At 74.2% G+C, this 17468-nt stretch carries 14 protein-coding genes and 1 pseudogene; 5 read left to right on the top strand and 10 right to left on the bottom strand.

Annotation, left to right across the window (positions count from 1 at the left end; translation table 11 throughout):
* Positions 1–45 precede the first annotated feature (45 nt).
* A pseudogene (locus ACIHFE_RS08180) lies at positions 46–246 on the top strand (hypothetical protein); the annotation flags it as partial.
* Positions 247–269: 23 nt separating this feature from the next.
* On the opposite strand, the gene ACIHFE_RS08175 reads toward ACIHFE_RS08180, so the two are convergent.
* Entirely contained in the window at positions 270–497 is a 228-nt protein-coding gene (locus ACIHFE_RS08175) for a hypothetical protein (protein WP_400105041.1), read from the bottom strand.
* 172 nt (positions 498–669) lie between these two features.
* Here ACIHFE_RS08175 and ACIHFE_RS08170 point away from each other — a divergent pair, with 172 nt between their 5' ends.
* Positions 670–3063, top strand: a complete 2394-nt coding sequence (locus tag ACIHFE_RS08170; protein WP_400105040.1) for an AAA family ATPase — start codon at positions 670–672, stop codon at positions 3061–3063.
* Positions 3064–3107: 44 nt separating this feature from the next.
* Here the strand turns inward: ACIHFE_RS08170 and ACIHFE_RS08165 are convergent, their stop codons facing one another.
* The 9 genes from ACIHFE_RS08165 to rimP form a co-directional block, all read right to left on the bottom strand.
* Positions 3108–4073, bottom strand: coding sequence for a bifunctional riboflavin kinase/FAD synthetase (locus ACIHFE_RS08165; protein ID WP_400104981.1), 966 nt, complete (start codon positions 4071–4073; stop codon positions 3108–3110).
* Positions 4074–4118: 45 nt separating this feature from the next.
* Positions 4119–8084, bottom strand: a complete 3966-nt coding sequence (locus ACIHFE_RS08160; RefSeq protein ID WP_400104980.1) for a serine protease — start codon at positions 8082–8084, stop codon at positions 4119–4121.
* A 319-nt stretch (positions 8085–8403) separates the two neighbouring features.
* Positions 8404–9306: a tRNA pseudouridine(55) synthase TruB gene (gene truB, locus ACIHFE_RS08155; RefSeq protein WP_400104979.1), complete on the bottom strand. Its 903-nt coding sequence runs from the start codon at positions 9304–9306 to the stop codon at positions 8404–8406.
* Positions 9303–9755: a 30S ribosome-binding factor RbfA gene (gene rbfA, locus ACIHFE_RS08150; RefSeq protein WP_400104978.1), complete on the bottom strand. Its 453-nt coding sequence runs from the start codon at positions 9753–9755 to the stop codon at positions 9303–9305. Before rbfA ends, truB begins: the two co-directional genes overlap by 4 nt.
* 22 nt (positions 9756–9777) lie before the next feature.
* Positions 9778–10074 (bottom strand): DUF503 domain-containing protein, encoded by a 297-nt coding sequence (locus tag ACIHFE_RS08145; RefSeq protein ID WP_400104977.1) that lies wholly within the window; start codon positions 10072–10074, stop codon positions 9778–9780.
* A gap of 160 nt (positions 10075–10234) precedes the next feature.
* The gene (gene infB / locus ACIHFE_RS08140) at positions 10235–13264 is read right to left on the bottom strand and encodes a translation initiation factor IF-2 (protein ID WP_400104976.1); all 3030 of its coding nucleotides are present in this window, start codon (positions 13262–13264) and stop codon (positions 10235–10237) included.
* 152 nt (positions 13265–13416) lie between these two features.
* A complete protein-coding gene (locus tag ACIHFE_RS08135) occupies positions 13417–13698 on the bottom strand; it encodes a YlxR family protein (RefSeq protein ID WP_400104975.1) in 282 nt (93 codons plus the stop codon).
* Positions 13699–13871: 173 nt separating this feature from the next.
* Complete coding sequence (gene nusA / locus ACIHFE_RS08130) at positions 13872–14870, bottom strand: transcription termination factor NusA (RefSeq protein ID WP_400104974.1); 999 nt, start codon at positions 14868–14870, stop codon at positions 13872–13874.
* Positions 14871–14872: 2 nt separating this feature from the next.
* On the bottom strand, positions 14873–15388 hold the full coding sequence (rimP, locus tag ACIHFE_RS08125; protein ID WP_400104973.1) for a ribosome maturation factor RimP: 516 nt from the start codon (positions 15386–15388) through the stop codon (positions 14873–14875).
* 131 nt (positions 15389–15519) lie between these two features.
* Here rimP and ACIHFE_RS08120 point away from each other — a divergent pair, with 131 nt between their 5' ends.
* The 3 genes from ACIHFE_RS08120 to ACIHFE_RS08110 are packed head-to-tail and all read left to right on the top strand — an operon-like array spanning position 15520 to position 17458.
* On the top strand, positions 15520–16047 hold the full coding sequence (locus ACIHFE_RS08120) for a hypothetical protein (protein WP_400104972.1): 528 nt from the start codon (positions 15520–15522) through the stop codon (positions 16045–16047).
* The gene (locus tag ACIHFE_RS08115; protein ID WP_400104971.1) at positions 16047–16505 is read left to right on the top strand and encodes a ferritin-like domain-containing protein; all 459 of its coding nucleotides are present in this window, start codon (positions 16047–16049) and stop codon (positions 16503–16505) included. The genes ACIHFE_RS08120 and ACIHFE_RS08115 overlap by 1 nt, the downstream gene beginning before the upstream one ends.
* Before the next feature lie 29 nt (positions 16506–16534).
* Positions 16535–17458, top strand: coding sequence for an aminoglycoside phosphotransferase family protein (locus ACIHFE_RS08110; protein ID WP_400104970.1), 924 nt, complete (start codon positions 16535–16537; stop codon positions 17456–17458).
* Positions 17459–17468 lie beyond the last annotated feature (10 nt).

Here is a 17468-nt window from a genome sequence, read left to right as displayed (position 1 = left end):
ATGACTGTACGCACTTGAGGAGCCGGCGCCGGACCTGCCAGCAGCGTGGTCAGCGGGGGTCCGGACGGCCGGACCACGGGAACGGCCCGCTCCCGGCAGGTGACTTCAACGGGGTGCCGGGCCACACCAGCAGGAGGCAATGTGAGCAGCGATCGGGACGAGATCCGCGCGGCCGGGATCACAGCCGGCGAGAACCGGTCCGACGCCGGTCACGAGCGCGAGCGGGACCCGGAACAGGAGCACGACCGGACGGGCGAGTTCACCATCGACTACACGCCGCCCGCCTGGTACACGCAGACCACGCCGGGCGGTGAGACGCCGCCACCCCCGCCGCCGCCACCCTCGGCCGACTCGTTGCCCGTTGCGCCGCCGGCCGCGCCGCCGAGCGCGGAATCGCCCGCCGCCCCGGCCAGGGACCGGGGGACGCTCCGGTTGTCCGCCGCCGAGCTGCTGAACGAGATCACGGAGCGGGTGGGGAAGACGGAGGAACCGGCCAAGCCGGAGGCTCCGCAGGAGAGTTCCCCTTCGCCCGAAACCTCCGCTGCTGTCAGTTCCATTGGGAATAGCGCTGTTGAGGACGGTTCTGCCCAGGACGGGGCCGCGGAGACCGGCTCCACTGGTACCGACTCCACTGGTACCGGTGCCGCCGGGGCTGGCTCTGTTGAGGACATGAGCGGCACCCTGCGCAGTGAGGGCACCATGCGGTTCTCGGCTGCCTCGCTGCGCGACCGGGTGCGGGAGGAGGGGGCCGCCGCGCCCGCTCCGGACGCGCCCGCCGCAGAGGCCGCACCCGCCGCCCCGTCAGCTCCGGCCGCCACGCCCGCACCCACCCCCGCCGCCCCGCCCACCGCGCCTGCCGCAGCCACGCCGTCCACTCCGGAACCGTGGACTCCGCCGTCCGTCCCGCAGGGCTCTTTGCCGCCGTTGCCGCCGGACTTCGAGCCCGCCTCGCCGACCGCCCCGGCCGCGTGGGCCCCGCCGGCCCAGCCCCAGGCCGCAGCCGGCGATTACGCGATCCCGGCCCCGGTGCCGGCGAACCCCGTTGCCCCGCATGGGGCGTTCGGCACCTCGCCGGCTAGGGCCGCCGCCGACCATGCCCAGGCCGGTGCCCCCGCACTGCCGCCGGGCGAGTACCACCCCGCTCCCCCGGCGCCGGGTCCGGCGGCCGCATCGGGCGGTTACGAACTGGCCACCCCGGCCCCGGCGGCTCCCGAACCGGTCGCCCCGCAGAGCGGTTACGGCGCCGCGATGCCGGCCCTGCCGGCGGCACCGGCCCCGCTCAACCCGGGCGGGGCGCGGGCGGGTTACGGCCTGCCGGCCCCCGCGCCGGAGGGCTCCGCAGCCCCGTCCGCCGCCGCTCCCGCGCCCCATGCGGCCGCCACGGGGGCCGGATACGGCACCCCGGTCCCGGCTCAGCAGCCGCCCACCCCGGCGCCTGCCCCGGCACCCGCCCCGCAGGAGAGCGCGGCCCCGGCCCAGCCCGCGCCCAACCCGGCCGTCACGCCGGGTGGTTACGGGACCCCGGGCCAGCCCGTCGTCAACCCCGCGGCCGCACCGGCCCCTTACGGCACCGAGCCGGGAAGCGGCCCCGGGGCCCCGCAGTCCGTACAGCCGGCACCATACGGCGCACCGCAGGGCGCCCCGGCCGCGTACCCCGCGCCCGTACCCCAGGCCGCCTACGCCCCGCCCGCGACGGGTGCCGGGGACGCGTACGCCCACCAGCGCCCGGAAGGCGAACCGGCGGGCGAGACACGGCCGGTGGACCCCCGGCTCGGCGAGACCGGGGCCCCCGTGCCACCGGCCGATCCGCGCACCGGCGGCTGGCCAACGGTGACACCCGAGCAGCGCCAGCGTTCCGTGCACGGGGCCCCGCTGGGCTTCACCGCGGCCGTGGAGCTGTCCTCGGAGCGGCTGCTGAAGAACAAGCCCAAGCCGAAGAAGCAGAGTTCGGGCAGCCGGTTCAAGTTCGGCGCCAAGAAGGAGGAGGCGGAGCGGCAGCGCAAGCTGGAGCTGATCCGCACGCCGGTGCTCTCCTGCTACCGCATCGCGGTCATCAGCCTCAAGGGCGGTGTGGGCAAGACGACCACCACCACCGCGCTGGGCGCCACGCTGGCCAGCGAGCGGCAGGACAAGATCCTGGCGATCGACGCCAACCCCGACGCGGGCACGCTGGGCCGCCGGGTGCGGCGCGAGACCGGGGCCACCATCCGTGACCTGGTCTCGGAGATCCCGCGACTCAACAGCTATATGGACATCCGCCGTTACACCTCGCAGGCCCCCTCCGGGCTGGAGATCATCGCCAATGATGTGGACCCGGCGGTGTCCACCACCTTCAATGACGAGGACTACCGGCGGGCCATAGACGTCCTGGGCCGGCAGTACCCGATCATCCTGACCGACTCCGGCACCGGGCTGCTCTACAGCGCGATGCGTGGTGTGCTGGACCTCGCCGACCAGTTGATCATCGTCTCCACGCCCTCGGTGGACGGGGCGAGCAGCGCCAGCACCACGCTGGACTGGCTCTCCGCGCACGGCTACAGCGAGTTGGTGGCGCGCAGCCTCACCGTGATCTCGGGAGTCCGGGAGACCGGCAAGATGATCAAGGTGGAGGACATCGTGTCCCACTTCGAGACACGGTGCCGTGGCGTGATCGTGGTGCCGTTCGACGAACACCTCGCGGCCGGTGCCGAGTTGGACCTGGACATGATGCGGCCCAAGACCCGGGAGGCGTACTTCACGCTGTCGGCGATGGTGGCCGAGGACTTCGTCCGGGCGCAGCAGGGGCTGTGGGGCGGCACGCCCCAGGCGCACCCCCAGCAGGCGCCCGTCCAGCAGCAGCCGCAGCAGGCGCACCCTCAGCAGTATCCGCAGGGGCAGCAGCCGCAGGCACCGGCCCCCGCGCAGCCGGGGCAACCGATGCCGGGACAGCCCGGGCAGCCGATGCCGGGGCCGTACAACCCCTATGGCCAGCCGCAGCCGATGCCGCCGGGCGGGTATCCGCAGCAGGGTGGGTGGCCCCAGCAGCCGCAGCAACCGGGCGGGTACGGGTACCCGCAGGCGTGAGGCGGTACCGTCCGCGCCCCCGCCCGGGGGCGCGGCGCGGGCCGTCAGCAGCCGGCCGGAGCCCCGTCGTGGGCGGCCACCAGCTCGCGGGCCTGGCGGACGTCCTCCGCCATGCGCTCCAGCAGCGCCTCGATGCTCTCGAACTTCTCCATGCCGCGCAGATAGGCCAGGAAGTCCACGGCCGCGTGCAGGCCGTAGAGGTCAAGGCCGACCCGGTCGATGGCATATGCCTCGACGGTCCGCTCCCGGGCGTCGAACTGCACATTGGTGCCGACCGAGATGGCGGCCGGCATCGACTCGCCGCCGACCACCAGCCAGCCCGCGTAGACCCCGTCGGCAGGGATCGCGGTGTGCGGCAGGGTCTCGATGTTGGCCGTGGGGAAGCCCAGTTCGCGGCCCCGCTGGGCGCCGCGCACCACCACGCCCTCGACCCGGTGCGGGTGGCCGAGGACCTCCATGGCACCCGCCACATCGCCCTCGGCGACCAGGCGCCGGGTGAGCGTGGAGGAGAACGGCAGTCCGGCGCCGGCCTCGCCGGCCAGCTCGAGGTCGACCGTCTCGACACCGTAGTCGTAGGTGACGCCCAGCTCGGCCAGGAAGCCGACATTGCCCGCCGCGCGGTGGCCGAAGCGGAAGTTGGGGCCCTCCACCACCAGCTTGGCGTGCAGCTTGTCCACCAGCACCTTCACCACGAAGTCGGCGGGCGAGAGCTTGGAGAATTCGGCGGTGAAGGGCAGGACCAGCACCGCGTCCACCCCGAGCTGCTCGATCAGCTCGGCGCGCCGGTGGTGCGGGGCCAGCAGCGGCGGGTGGCTGCCGGGCCGGACGACCTCGCTGGGGTGCGGATCGAAGGTCACCACGACGGAGGGCACACCGAGCTCACGCGCCCGGTCCACCGCGCGGCCGATGATCACCTGGTGCCCGCGGTGCACCCCGTCGTACGAGCCGATGGTGACGACGCTGCGCCCCCAGTCCTGGGGGATGTCCTCCAAGCCACGCCAGCGCTGCACTGTGCCCGCTCCTCGCCCGAACCTTTGTCTGTCGATTTCGCAGGTCTAAGAGTGCCATGCCGGTTGGCGGCGGTCCGCATCGGCTGGGGTGCGCTGGGCCTCCTCCCCCGCCTGACCAGCGCCGTCTTCCGGTTCCAGGGGCTGCTGGTGCTCCGCCTCCGGCTCGCGGACGCCCAGTGTCAGCCGGATCCGGGTCCGCGGGCCGATCACCTCGGCCCATACGGCGGGCGCGGACTTCAGCCAGCGCCGTACCAGGGCACCGAACGCCGGGACCTCACGGGCCAGCTGGGTCAGCCGCCGGTCCAGGCACCTGGTGCCCTCGGTGCTGCGGGCCAGCAGCTCCGCGGTGCGCAGCAGCAGATCATGGGTCCGGGCCTCGCCCCGCTCGCTGGCGCCCTCGGCCACCGCGCGCAGCAGGATGTCCAGCACCAGGACGTTCTGCTCGGGCGGACCCTGCTGCTCGCACTCCAGCAGTACCTCCAGCAACTCCTGGCGCAGCGGGCGGGAGGCGGGCGTGCCGGGGGCGGCCAGCACCGGGGCCAGGGCGCGGCGCACCTGGGCGGGGCAGGTGCGCAGCAGATCGGCGACGAGCGGGAAGAGCACGGCGCGGGCGGCGGAACCCCCCTCCAGCCGCCGGTCGACGAAGGCGGCGGCGTGCCCGGCGCCGTCCGGATGGTGTTCCAAGTACTCGCGGACCAGCGCGGAGGCCCGCCGGGCGAGGGCGGGCGTGCTGACCTGGGCCAGGGTGGCGAGCACGGCGGCCGGGCCGTCACCCACCTCGTGCAGCCGGGCCCGGAAGGCGGCCAGCACCGGTTCGGGATGGGTGGTGAGGGCGGCGGCCAGCGCCTGGGGCGGCAGCTGGGAGTCGCCGGCGGCGAAGCGGGCCAGCGCCTGGGGCAGGTGCTTGGCGCGGGTTTCCCGGTCGCGGATCAGCAGGGTCAGCGCGGCGCCATGCAGGGTGTCCTCGCCGGAGCGGCCCAGCAGGGTCAGCGCGGCGTAGCGCAGCAGTTCGCGGTCGGCGGCGGTCTCGGCATGGGGCGCCGCCTTCAGCCCATAGGCGGCTGCGGCCACATGCAGCTCCAACCGCTCCTCGTCGTGGGCCCAGCGGTCCACCGCGCGGCACAGCGCGGAGGGCTCGTCCTCGGCGAGGGCGGCCAGCAGTTCGTCGGCGCGGGGGTGGGCGGTGCCGACCAGGGCCTCGGTGAGGTCGTCCAGGGCCAGGCCGCGGTGGGTGTGCAGCAGTGCCTGGGCGGCGGCGGCGACGGTGGGGGGCGGCAGGTCCGGGTCCTGCTCGGGGCCGGTGAGCAGCGGGCGCTCATCGGTGAACCAGTGGCACAGCAGCGGCTGGGCGGTGCCCGGGTCCTCGGTGAGCAGAGTGGCGACGGTGGGCAGGAAGCGGTCGCCCGGGGCGGCGCCGGAGGTGGCGCGGGGCGGAGCGTCGGCGGGGACCAGGCGGCGCAGCAGGTCCAGCCGGTCGGCCGGCCCCAGGCGCAGCCGCAGCCAGAAGGAGGGGCCGAAGACGGTGAGGCCGCCCAGGGTGGCGACGGCGCCGCTGTCGAAGCCGCCCGCCAGGCGCGCGCAGGCGGTGAGCCGGTCCGCGAGCAGCCGCAGCACGCGCTGGTAGGGGGCGGCGTCCGGGACGCGGAGCAGGGTCTCGGCGAGCAGGTGGGCGGCCCACCAGGCGGGGTCGGGGAGATGGCCGACGGCCCGGGGCCCGGGGGGTTGGTCCCCGGCGGGCGGCGCGGTCCCGCCGGCGCGGGCGGCCTCGGCGTGCTGGTGCTCGGCGGTAGGGGCGTCCCTGGCGCCGTTGTCCATGCCGGTGCCGTCGTCCATGCCAGTGCCCGCCCCCTTGGGCACCAGGGCTTCCACCGCGTGCACCAGCGCGGTCAGGCGGCGGGAGAGCTGGGTGGGACCGGAGCGCCGGGCCAGCATGATCATCGCTTGCAGCACGGGGCCGATGCGGTGCCGGGGCACTGGCAGCGGACGGGGCGCCTGGGCCGGCTCGGTGCCCGCCCGGCGGCCCCGGCGCCGCCCGGCGCGGGCGGCAGGGCGGGAGCCGGGCGGAGGCGGCACATGCCCGTCGGGCGCGGGCGCCGAGCCACCGCGCCGGGACGGCAGCCGGACCACCGCCTCGGCGGGCGGACCCGCCGAATCCCCGGTCTCGCACCAGCGGTGCACCAGGGCGTGCAGGGCGGCGTCCAGGTCCAGGTGGGTGCCGTGCAGCCAGTCGGCGAACTCCTCATGGGCGAAGCGGTAGCCGGCGCCGGCCGGGACCAGCAGGCCCTCGGTGAGCACGGCGGAGGCCCAGCCGGTGCGCCAGGGGAACAACTCCTCGAAGGCCTCGCGCTCCAGCTCGCCCTGGCCGGGGCCGAGGCAGCGCCGGGCCGCCTCATGCACCTGTCCGGCCACCCGGGCGGCCAACCGCCGCACCGCGGTGCCGCGCAGCGGCGGACGCCGGGCGGCGGCCAGCCGGACCGCGATGCGCAGGCAGACCAGGTCCAGGTAGGCGGAGAAGACATCCCACCGGTCGGGCAGCACGCGCATGGTGCCCGTGGTGGCCCCGGCGGGCAGCGCGGCGCGCACCTCGGCCAGCAGCCGCAGGGCCAGCGGGTGGCAGGCGTCCGCCGGGGCGATGGCCCCGTCGGGGATGGCATGGGCGGCGCGGGCCCGGGCGGCCTGGCCGGGGGTGAGGTCGCCGAGCCGGACGCACGGGGGCACGGTGGCACCGACCGGTTCGCGCTCGGCGGCGGCCCGCAGGGTGGCGCGGGGGGTGTGCAGCAGGCCGGCCGGGAAGAGCCGCCCGGCGCTCTCCCAGTGCTCGGGGCGGCAGGCGACCACCAGCCGGGCGGAGGTCCGCTCCAGCCACCGGGCGGTGGCCTCGGTCCAGGCGGGCAGGGCATGGGCCAGCACCGGCGGCATCTCCTCCGGCCCGTCCAGCAGCACCAGCAGCGGCCGCCCCACCTGATGGGCCAGCTCGACGACGGCCTCCGGGGTGGCGCAGCAGGCGTCGCCCACCGTGCCCGTGGCGCCCGCGGAGGCGGTGACGATCCGCCCGGCCGACCGCAGCGCCCGGCTGATGGCGTCGCGCAGGCTCCCGTCATCGGCCCTGAGGTCGGCGCCGCGCAGCCAGAGGGTGGGCGCGGGCTCGGCCCCACGCGCCCGCCGGGCGGCCAGCGCCCCCAGTTCGGTGGTGCGCCCGGTGCCCGGATCCCCCACCAGGCCCAGCACTCGCGCGGTGCCCCGCTGCCCGGGGTCCAGGAAGTGGCTCAGCTCCCGCTCGATCTCCGGACGCTGGACCGGGTCCTGCCAGGCGCGGGGGGTGGCCACGGAGCCCAGCGAGGTGGCGGTGAGCTCCAGCGCCCCGGCCAGGTTGAGGTCGGGGCCGTAGGCGGGCACCGCCGCGGCGTTGCGCTCCAGCAGTTCGGCCAGCGCCCCGCCCGGGCGGGCGGCGGCGACGGCACGCAGCGGAACGGCGAAGCCGGCCGCCTCATGGTCGGCCTGAAGCGCGGTACCGAGGACGGCGATCACCGCTCCGGTTCGCGCATCCAGTACCGGGCCGCCGGTGGCCTCGTCGCCCAGCCGCAGCGTGGTGCGGTCGCCGATGGACAGCTCCAGCGCGGCGCCCAGCAGATGGAAGCGGTCGGTGGCGGTATAGGTGACCAGGGCGTCTCCCACGATCTCCGCCCCGTGCCAGTGGCCGGCCTTCAGCCGTACCCGGGTGCCGCCGTCCACCCGTGACGCCGCGGCGACCGGCAGCGGCGGCATGGCCAGCCCCTCGGCGCGCACCAGAGCCAGGTCGCACTCCGGCAGTGGGGTGATCGCGTCCGCGCCGACCACCAGCGTGCGGTCGCCCGGGGCGTGCAGCACCAGGCAGGCCAGGCCGTCCACGGCCTCATGGCTGGTGATCAGGGTGGAGCGGTCGTCCACCGGGAAGCCGGTGCCGCGCGGCCTGCCGGCGAGATCTCTGATGCGCACCAAGGACTCGCTGGCATCGGTCCGCCGACCGCTCATCCGCCGAACCTCCCCGCAATGGCGTACGTCCGCCTACGCAGTAATGGCGACAGCCACACGCCGGAACGCTCCGACCGTAGGCAGCGGATGATCGGCGGGACAGATCGCGAGGCGAACGCGCCCCCTTCCACCCCCTTGGTTCACTCCGAGCGCCTGCCCGTTGGGGTGAATCCCACGTATCAGATGGATAGAGAGCGGGGGAGGGGGATCGTCGGGCGGGGAACGCGGATCGCGGTCCCCGCCCGACGGTGTTCACGGGCCGTGCCGGGCCCGGGGAGGGTGCCCGGCCGACGATGACCGGAGGTCGCCGGAGGCGGGCTCAGCCGAAGACGGCGAGGCTCTTGGCCCGTCCGCCCTGGTTCTCGATCAGGGCGAGGAAGGCCCCGTCCGGCCCGAAGACGGCGATCGGCCCGGTGGTGTCGAAGAGCGGCACCCGGATCCGCACGCCGTTGCCCAGCAGGCGGGCCTGCTCGGCGGTGACGTCCCAGCGCTGGAAGGCGGCGGCCGCCGCCTCGGCGACCGGCATCACGGTCAGCTCCTCCTGGAGCTGGTCCAGGGTGCGCGCGTCACCGATCCGGTACGGACCGACCCGGGTGCGGCGCAGCGCGGTGAGGTGGCCGCCCACACCGGTGTCCGCGCCCAGGTCGCGGGCCAGCGCCCGGACGTAGGTGCCGGACGAGCAGACCACCGAGACCAGCAGGTCCTGCACCGCCGTACCGTCCTCGGCCTCGGCGGGGTGCACGGCGTGCACCGTGAAGGAGGAGACGGTCACCGGGCGGGCCGGGATCTCGAAGTCCTCCCCCTCGCGCGCCCGCTTGTAGGAGCGCTTGCCGTCTATCTTGATCGCGCTGACCTTGGACGGGACCTGCATGATGTCCCCGGTCATCTTGGCCACCCCGGCGTCGATGGCCTCCCGGGTCACCCCGGAGGCGTCGGCGGACGAGGTGATCTCGCCCTCCGCGTCATCGGTCACCGTGTTCTGGCCGAGCCGGATGGTCGCCACGTACTCCTTCTCGGTCAGCGCGAGGTGACCGAGAAGCTTGGTGGCCCGCTCGACGCCGAGCACCAGCACGCCGGTGGCCATCGGGTCGAGGGTGCCCGCGTGGCCGATGCGGCGGGTACGCGCGATGCCGCGCATCTTGGCGACGACGTCGTGGGAGGTGAAGCCGGCCGGCTTGTCGACGATGACAAGGCCGTCCGGAACGGTGGGCTTGCGGTTCATTCGGCGGCCGCGTCCCCGTCCTCGGCCTCGCCCGGCTTGCGGTACGGGTCCGCCTCACCGGCGTAATCGGCGCCGGAGGATGCCTCACGCACCTTGGCGTCCGAGTTGCGGGCCCGGTCGAGGAGGTCCTCGATGGTCCGGGCGGTCTCCGGCAGGGCGTCGGCCACAAAGGTCAGGGTGGGGGTGAACTTGATGCCCGCCGCCTTGCCCACCGCGGAACGCAGCAGGCCCTTGGCGCTCTCCAGGCCGGCGGCCGCGGCCGCCCGCTCCTCGTCGTCGCCGTAGACCGTGTAGAAGACCGTCGCCTCTCGCAGGTCGCCGGTGACCCGGGTGTCGGTGATGGTCACATGCGTACCGAGGCGCGGGTCCTTGATTCCGCGCTGGAGCTTCTGGGCGACCACCTCCCGGATGAGGTCCGCCAGCTTCTTCGCCCGCGCATTGTCGGCCACTGGTCCGTCTCCTTCTTGATGTTCAGTCGTCGTGCTCGCCGTGGAACCGCCGCCGCGCGGACAGCAGCTCCACTTCAGGACGTGCGGCGACCCAGCGCTCGCAGCGGTCCAGTAGGTCGGTGAGGTGCCCCATGTCGCCGGAGACCGCCGCCAGGCCGATGCGGGCCCTGCGGTAGAGGTCCTGTTCGCCGACCTCCGCCACGCTGACCGCGTACTTGCGGTGCAGCTCGGCGACGATCGGGCGGACGACGGAGCGCTTCTCCTTCAGCGACCGGACGTCGCCGAGGAGGAGGTCGAAGGACAGCGTCCCTACGTACATGCAGTGCGGGTTCATGCCACCCGTGGGGCCGTTGGGGGTCCCCCAGCGGTGACTGGAGGGGTCCGTGATTCGTACGGCTCATTCGAAACCGTACACGCAACGGCCGGGGCCGATCGACGGATATTCCCGCCGACCGGCCCCGTGCGTGCGGTCAGTGCGATCAGCCGCGCGGCTTCTCGCGCATCTCGTACGTCGCGATGACGTCGTCGACCTTGATGTCGTTGAAGTTGCCGAGGTTGATACCGCCCTCGTAACCCTCGCGGATCTCGGTGACATCGTCCTTGAAGCGGCGCAGGCCCTCGATGTTGAGGTTCTCCGCCACGACCTTGCCGTCGCGGATGAGGCGCGCCTTGGTGTTCCGCTTGACCTCGCCGGAGCGGATGAGAACACCCGCGATGTTGCCCAGCTTGGACGAGCGGAAGACCTCGCGGATCTCCGCCGTACCGAGCTCGACCTCTTCGTACTCCGGCTTCAGCATGCCCTTGAGGGCCGCCTCGATCTCCTCGATCGCCTGGTAGATGACCGAGTAGTACCGGACGTCGACGCCCTCGCGCTCGGCCAGCTGGGTGGCACGGCCCTCGGCGCGGACGTTGAAGCCGATGACGATCGCGTCGGAGCCGGACGCCAGCGAGATGTCGGACTCGGTGACCGCACCCACGCCGCGGTGCAGCACGCGGATGTCGACCTCCTCGCCCACATCGAGCTGGAGCAGGGAGGACTCGAGGGCCTCCACCGAACCGGACGCGTCGCCCTTGATGATGAGGTTGAGCTGCTGGATCTCGCCGGCCTTGAGCACCTTGTCCAGGTCCTCGAGGGACACCCGGCGGGTGCGCTTGGCGAAGGCCGCGTTGCGCTCACGCGCCGCGCGCTTCTCGGCGATCTGCCGGGCCGTGCGGTCCTCGTCCACGACGAGGAAGTTGTCGCCGGCGCCCGGGACATTGGTCAGACCCAGGACGAGGACCGGGGTCGAGGGACCCGCCTCGTCCACGTTCTGGCCCTTGTCGTCGAGCATGGCGCGCACGCGGCCGTAGGCGTCGCCCACCACCATGGTGTCGCCGACGCGGAGGGTACCGCGCTGGACCAGGACGGTCGCCACGGCGCCGCGGCCACGGTCGAGGTGGGCCTCGATCGCGATGCCCTGCGCGTCCTGCTCCGCGTTGGCGCGCAGGTCGAGCGCGGCGTCGGCGGTCAGCACGACGGCCTCGAGCAGCTTGTCGATGTTCAGACCCTGCTTGGCGGAGATGTCGACGAACATGGTGTCGCCGCCGTACTCCTCGGCCACCAGACCGAACTCGGTGAGCTGACCGCGCACCTTGGTCGGGTCGGCGCCCTCGACGTCGATCTTGTTGACCGCCACCACGATCGGCACATCGGCCGCCTTGGCGTGGTTGAGGGCCTCGATCGTCTGCGGCATCACACCGTCGTTGGCCGCCACCACGAGGATCGCGATGTCGGTCGACTTGGCACCACGGGCACGCATGGCGGTGAACGCCTCGTGACCCGGGGTGTCGATGAAGGTGATGCGACGCTCTTCGTCGTTGACCTCGGTCGCGACCTGGTAGGCACCGATGTGCTGGGTGATGCCACCGGCCTCGCCCGCGACCACATTGGTCTTGCGGATCGCGTCGAGGAGTCGCGTCTTACCGTGGTCGACGTGACCCATGACGGTCACCACCGGCGGACGCGCGACGAGCATTTCCTCGCCGCCCTCGTTCTCACCGAACTCGATGTCGAAGGACTCGAGCAGCTCGCGGTCCTCCTCCTCCGGGCTGACGATCTGAACCGTGTAGTTCATCTCGTCGCCGAGGAGCGTCAACGTCTCGTCGGAGACCGACTGCGTGGCCGTGACCATCTCGCCGAGGTTCATCATCACGGCGACCAGCGACGCCGGGTTGGCGCCGATCTTCTCCGCGAAGTCGGTGAGCGAGGCACCACGGGAGAGACGGATGGTCTCGCCGCCGCCACGCGGCAGCATCACGCCGCCGACCGACGGGGCCTGCATGGCCTCGTACTCCTGACGGCGCTGGCGCTTGGACTTGCGGCCACGACGGGCCGGACCGCCGGGACGGCCGAAGGCACCCTGCGTGCCGCCACGGGCACCGGGGCCGCCGGGACGACCGCCGAAGCCACCGGGACGACCGCCGCCGAAGCCGCCACCGCCACCACCGGGGCCACCGCCGCCGGGACGACCGGCGAAGCCGCCGCCGCCACCCGGACGACCGCCGCCACCCGGACCGGCCGGACGGCCGGCGAAGCCGGGACGGCCGGCACCGCCGGGACGACCGGCGCCACCGGGACCGCGGCCACCGCCGCCGGGGCCCGGACGCGGGCCGGCGGCCGGACGCTGCGGCATCATGCCGGGGTTCGGACGGTTACCCGCCGGGGCGCCGGGGCGCGGCGCGCCACCCGGAGCCTGCGGACGGGGCATGCCGCCCGGAGTGGGACGCGGGCCCTGGCCCTGCGGGCGCGGGGCACCGCCGGGACCGCCCTGCGGCCGCGGGGCGCCGGGAACGGCCTGGCCGCCACCACCGGGACGCGGGCCCTGCGGGCGCGGAGCCTGCGGACGGGCCATGCCGGTGGAGCCACCGGAGGTGAACGGGTTGTTGCCCGGACGGGGACCGGCCGGACGGGCACCCGGACGGGGCGCCTGGCCCTGGCCGGGACGCGGAGCACGCTGGCCGCCCTGCTGGCCGGCCTGGCCCGGACGGCCCGCGGAACGCGGACCGGGGGCACCACCGGGGCGCGGGGCGGAGGGGGCGGCGGGCTGCGCCGGGGGCGCGGAGAACTCCGCCGCGGGCACCGGCTTGGCCGGGGCGGCCGGGCCGGGCTTGGGGCCCGGGCGCGGGCCGGGCGCGGGCGCGGCACCGGCAGGCTTGGGGGTAACAGGTGTAACAGGGGTAACGGGGGCCGCGGCCGGCTTGGGAGCCGGAGCGGCGGGGCGCGGGGCACCCGGAGTGGGGGCACCCGGCTTCGCGGGCGCGGCCTTGCGCGGCGCCGCGGGCTTGGCAGCGGACTTGCCGGCGTTGCCACCGGGTCCCTGCAGCGCGTCAGTCAACTTACGGACGACCGGCGCCTCGATCGTCGAGGACGCCGAACGGACGAATTCACCAAGTTCTTGGAGCTTGGCCATGACGACCTTGCTCTCTACTCCGAACTCCTTGGCGAGTTCGTATACCCGGACCTTAGCCACTTCGCTCCTTCTAGGTCCGGGTTGTCAACCGGACCGTCGCTACTTCATGGGCGTACTCATCGCGTACTCATCGAGTGCTCATCGCAATCTCGACCTACTTCCAACTCGCGAGGTACCTGACATGGACCATCCCCACAGAACGCGGGGCCGAACTATGGCCGCTCGCCGCGTTCGACATATCGACGCAGCTCCGCGGTATCAAACGGTCCCGGGCTTTTGAAGGCCCGGGGGAACGCCCGGCGGCGCACCGCCAGTTCGAGACAGACCGGTGTGGGGTGCACGGAGGCACCCCGGCCGGGCAGCGTACCGCGAGGATCGGGGACGCAGGCGCCCTCGATCACCACGATCCGCAAGAGATCGCCCTTGGCCGCGCGCTCCCGGCACCCCACACAGGTACGTTCAGGGCATGCCCGGGCATGCGTCCGGCCAGACACTGGTTAAGTCTACCTCCCCGCGCCAACCTCACCCCTTCGGGGCACTGATCGGCTACGTATCCGTTATGACCATGGTCCTCGGACCGGGGCCGCCTGTCACGCGGCTTTTCGGAACATCGGAAACCGCATCCATGCGCCCCGGCTCGCTCCCACGCGCCCCCGGCGCTCCCCCGCTACGCCTGGGGAGCCGGCTCGGCCTGCTCGGTGTCGGGGCGGATGTCGATCCGCCAGCCGGTGAGCCGGGCGGCCAGGCGGGCGTTCTGCCCCTCCTTGCCGATGGCCAGGGAGAGCTGGTAGTCGGGAACCGTTACCCGGGCGGACCGCTGGGCGAGATCGACGATCTCCACCTTGCTCACCCGCGCGGGGGACAGTGCGTGGGCCACCAGCTCGGCCGGGTCGTCCGACCAGTCGACGATGTCGATCTTCTCGCCGTTGAGCTCGGCCATCACGCTGCGCACCCGGCCGCCCATGGGGCCGATGCAGGCGCCCTTGGCGTTGAGCCCGGAGCGGTTGGACCGTACGGCGATCTTGGTGCGGTGACCGGCCTCGCGGGCGATGGCGGCGATCTCCACCGAGCCGTCCGCGATCTCCGGGACCTCCAGGGCGAAGAGCTTCTTCACCAGGTTGGGGTGGGTGCGCGAGAGCGTCACCGACGGACCGCGGACGCCCTTGGCCACCCGCACCACATAGGTACGCAGGCGGACGCCGTGCTTGTACTCCTCGCCGGGGACCTGCTCCTGCACCGGCAGGATGGCCTCCAGCTTGCCGATGTCGACCAGGACGTTCTTGGGGTCCTTGCCCTGCTGGACGACGCCGGCGACCACATCGCCCTCGCGGCCGGCGAACTCACCGAAAGTGATCTCGTCCTCGGCGTCCCGCAGACGCTGGAGGATGACCTGCTTGGCGGTGGTGGCGGCGATCCGGCCGAAGCCGGAGGGGGTGTCGTCGAACTCACGCGGCTCCTCGCCCTCGGCGAGGTCCTGCGGGTCCTCCTTGGCCCAGACCGTCACATGGCCGGTGGAGCGGTCCAGCTCCACCCGGGCCCGGCGACGGCTTCCCTCGGTGCGGTGGTAGGCGATGAGGAGGGCCGACTCGATCGCTTCGACCAGCAGGTCGAAGGAGATCTCCTTCTCTCGCACCAGACCCCGCAGGGCACTCATGTCGATGTCCACGGCTACGCCTCCTCTTGGCTCTCGTCGGCGGCCTTGTCGGCGGCCTTGCGGTTGAACTCGATCTCCACCCGGGCCTTCTTGATCTCGTCGAAAGCCAGTCGGCGGGTGGTGGGCTTGCGGCCCTTGACGCCGGGAACCTCGAGGTCGAGCCCCTCCTCGTCCACGGCGGTGATCCGCGCCAGGAGCTCGCCGCCCTCGGCGAGCTGGGCCTTGATCAGCCGGCCGGTGGCCCGGACATAGTGGCGGTGCCTGGTCAGCGGGCGGTCTGCACCGGGAGAGGTGACCTCCAGGACATACGGAGCACCGCCCATGACATCGGTGTCATCCAGCCGCTGGGAGACCTCGCGGCTCAGCTCGGCGCACTCGTCGAGCGACACGCCCTGGTCACCGTCCACCACGACACGCAGCACACGGCGCTTGCCGGCCGGTGTCACTTCGACCTCTTCCAGATCCAGCTCCCGCGCGCTGACGAGAGGGGCAAGCAGCTCGCGCAGCCGCTCGCTCTGGGTGGTGCTCATCCGGGTGACTCCTCGGCCGCGTGTGCTGTTGTGGGAAAGTCGCGTGTCAGGTCAAAGCCTATCTGTTCCGGCACCCGGCTGACGATTCGGTTCCGGGTGCCCGGGCGCCGGTACTCTCGCAGGCGGCGATCATGGAGTCCTACGGAAAGAGGATCGTGCCGCTCACCACGACGACGCGGGGCGCCGACGGCCCGCGCAGACGCAGGGTACTGGCGGGGGGCGCGGCGGCCCTGCTGCTGTCCGGCTGTTCCGGCACCGCGCGGCCCGGGCCGGCCGACGGGCGCGCCCCGGACGGGAGCACCCTGCGGGCCCGCGCCGCGCGCCGCTCCGCCGAACTGCTGGGGCGGTACGACGCCACCCTCGCCGCCCACCCCGCGCTCGCCCCCAGGCTGCGCCCGCTGCGGGACCAGGTGGCCCGGCACGTCCAGGCCCTGGGCACCCCGACCGCCGCGCCGTCCGCCTCCCCCGCCACCACGCCCGCCGCCTCCCCCACCGCGCCGGGCGACGAGAAGGCCGCGCTGGAGGCCCTGGCGGACGCCGAACGGCGCACCACCGAGGCACACACCGCGGCCCTGGCCAACGCTCCGGGCGAGCTGGCCCGGCTGCTGGCGTCCATCGCGGCCGCGGGCGCCGCGCACACCTATCTGCTGGGGGCCTGATGGACCAGGCGGTCTTGAAGGCGGCCCAGGCGGCGCTGGCCGGCGAGCACGCCGCCGTCTACGGCTATGGCGTGGCCGGCGGCCACCTCGACGGCGCGCGCGCCGGGCAGGCGAAGGAGGCGTACGAGGCGCACCGGGCCCGCCGGGACGCCCTGGAGCGCACCGTGCGGGACCTGGACGGCCGCCCCGTGGCGGCGGCGGCCGGCTACCGGCTGCCGTTCCCGGTCACCGACCCGGACTCCGCGGTGCGCCTGGCGGCGGAGCTGGAGAGCCGACTGGCGGGGGTCTACGCCGACCTGGTGGGTGCCGCCACCGGTGCGCTGCGCGGGGAGGCGGCGGCCGCGCTGCGCGAGGCGGCGGTGCGGTCGGTGCGCTGGCAGGGCGACGGCGTAGCCTTCCCGGGGCTCGCCGAGCGGGCCGCTCCCGCCGCGCCGAGCAGCCCGGCGGCGCGGCCCTGACCGGCAACGACGAAAGGGACAGCGCACGGATGGCCAGTGGGAACGACCGCCTTGAACCACCGGAGCGGCTCCTGCGCGCCCTGGCCGGGGATGAGGAGGCCGGCCCATGGCTGGCCGCTCTGCCGGCGACCTGTCAGGAGTACCTGGCGCACTGGGAACTGACACCCGAACGGGTGCAACGCCCCGGCGGGCGGCGCGGCATGGTGGTGCTGGTGCGGCAGGCGGACGGCACTCCGGCCGCGCTGAAGCTCACGCCCCCGGGGCGCACCGTGGAGCTGGAGCACGCGGCGCTGGCGCACTGGAACGGCGCCAGCGCTGTGCGGGTGCTGCGCGCCGCGCCCGGGGCGGGGGCACTGCTGCTGGAGCGGCTGCACGGCGAGGTCAACCTGCGCTCACTGCCCGAGCCCAAGGCCGTGCTGGAGGCCTCGGCGACGCTCCAGCGGCTGTGGGTGCGCCCGCCGGAGGAGCACCCGTTCCCCTCGGTGGCCGAGCACACCGCGACTCTGGCCCAGGACCTGCGCCGGTGGCGCGCGGAACCCTGGGCGGCGGACGTCCGGGCGCTGATCGACGAGGCACTGGAGCTGCGCGAGGCGCTGACCGCCGGCGACGGGGAGGAGCCGTACCTGCTGCACGGTGCCTACCACCAGGGAAAGGTGCTGGCCGGGGACCGCGCCCCGTGGCTGGCGGTGGGCCCGCGGCCGCTGGCGGGCGAGCGGGCGTACGACCTGGCCTGGCCGGTCCGGGACCGGCTGGACACCCTGCTGGCCGCCCCGGGCGCGGCGGCCGCGGCGCGGCGGCGGGTGACCAAGCTGGCGGACTCGCTGGAGGTGGACCGGGAGCGGCTGCGCTGCTGGGCGGTCTTCCGGGCGGCCGAGGCGGGCGTGCGAGAGCTGTCGCTGGGCGCCCGCCCGGCCGGTGAACTCCTGCTGGAGTTCGTCCAGTCGATCGGCTGACAGCCGGCCG

The sequence above is a fragment of the Streptomyces sp. NPDC052396 genome (assembly GCF_044593195.1).
In the GTDB taxonomy this organism is placed as follows: Bacteria; Actinomycetota; Actinomycetes; order Streptomycetales; family Streptomycetaceae; genus Streptomyces.
This window is presented reverse-complemented; position numbering and strand designations above follow the sequence as displayed.

Coding starts and splice junctions, on each gene's coding strand:
- ACIHFE_RS08170 (WP_400105040.1), top strand. CDS start 670: ATGAGCGGCACCCTGCGCAGTGAGGGCACCATGCGGTTCTCGGCTGCC.
- ACIHFE_RS08160 (WP_400104980.1), bottom strand. CDS start 8,084: ATGAGCGGTCGGCGGACCGATGCCAGCGAGTCCTTGGTGCGCATCAGA.
- truB (WP_400104979.1), bottom strand. CDS start 9,306: ATGAACCGCAAGCCCACCGTTCCGGACGGCCTTGTCATCGTCGACAAG.
- ACIHFE_RS08145 (WP_400104977.1), bottom strand. CDS start 10,074: ATGTACGTAGGGACGCTGTCCTTCGACCTCCTCCTCGGCGACGTCCGG.
- rimP (WP_400104973.1), bottom strand. CDS start 15,388: ATGAGCACCACCCAGAGCGAGCGGCTGCGCGAGCTGCTTGCCCCTCTC.
- ACIHFE_RS08120 (WP_400104972.1), top strand. CDS start 15,520: ATGGAGTCCTACGGAAAGAGGATCGTGCCGCTCACCACGACGACGCGG.
- ACIHFE_RS08115 (WP_400104971.1), top strand. CDS start 16,047: ATGGACCAGGCGGTCTTGAAGGCGGCCCAGGCGGCGCTGGCCGGCGAG.
- ACIHFE_RS08110 (WP_400104970.1), top strand. CDS start 16,535: ATGGCCAGTGGGAACGACCGCCTTGAACCACCGGAGCGGCTCCTGCGC.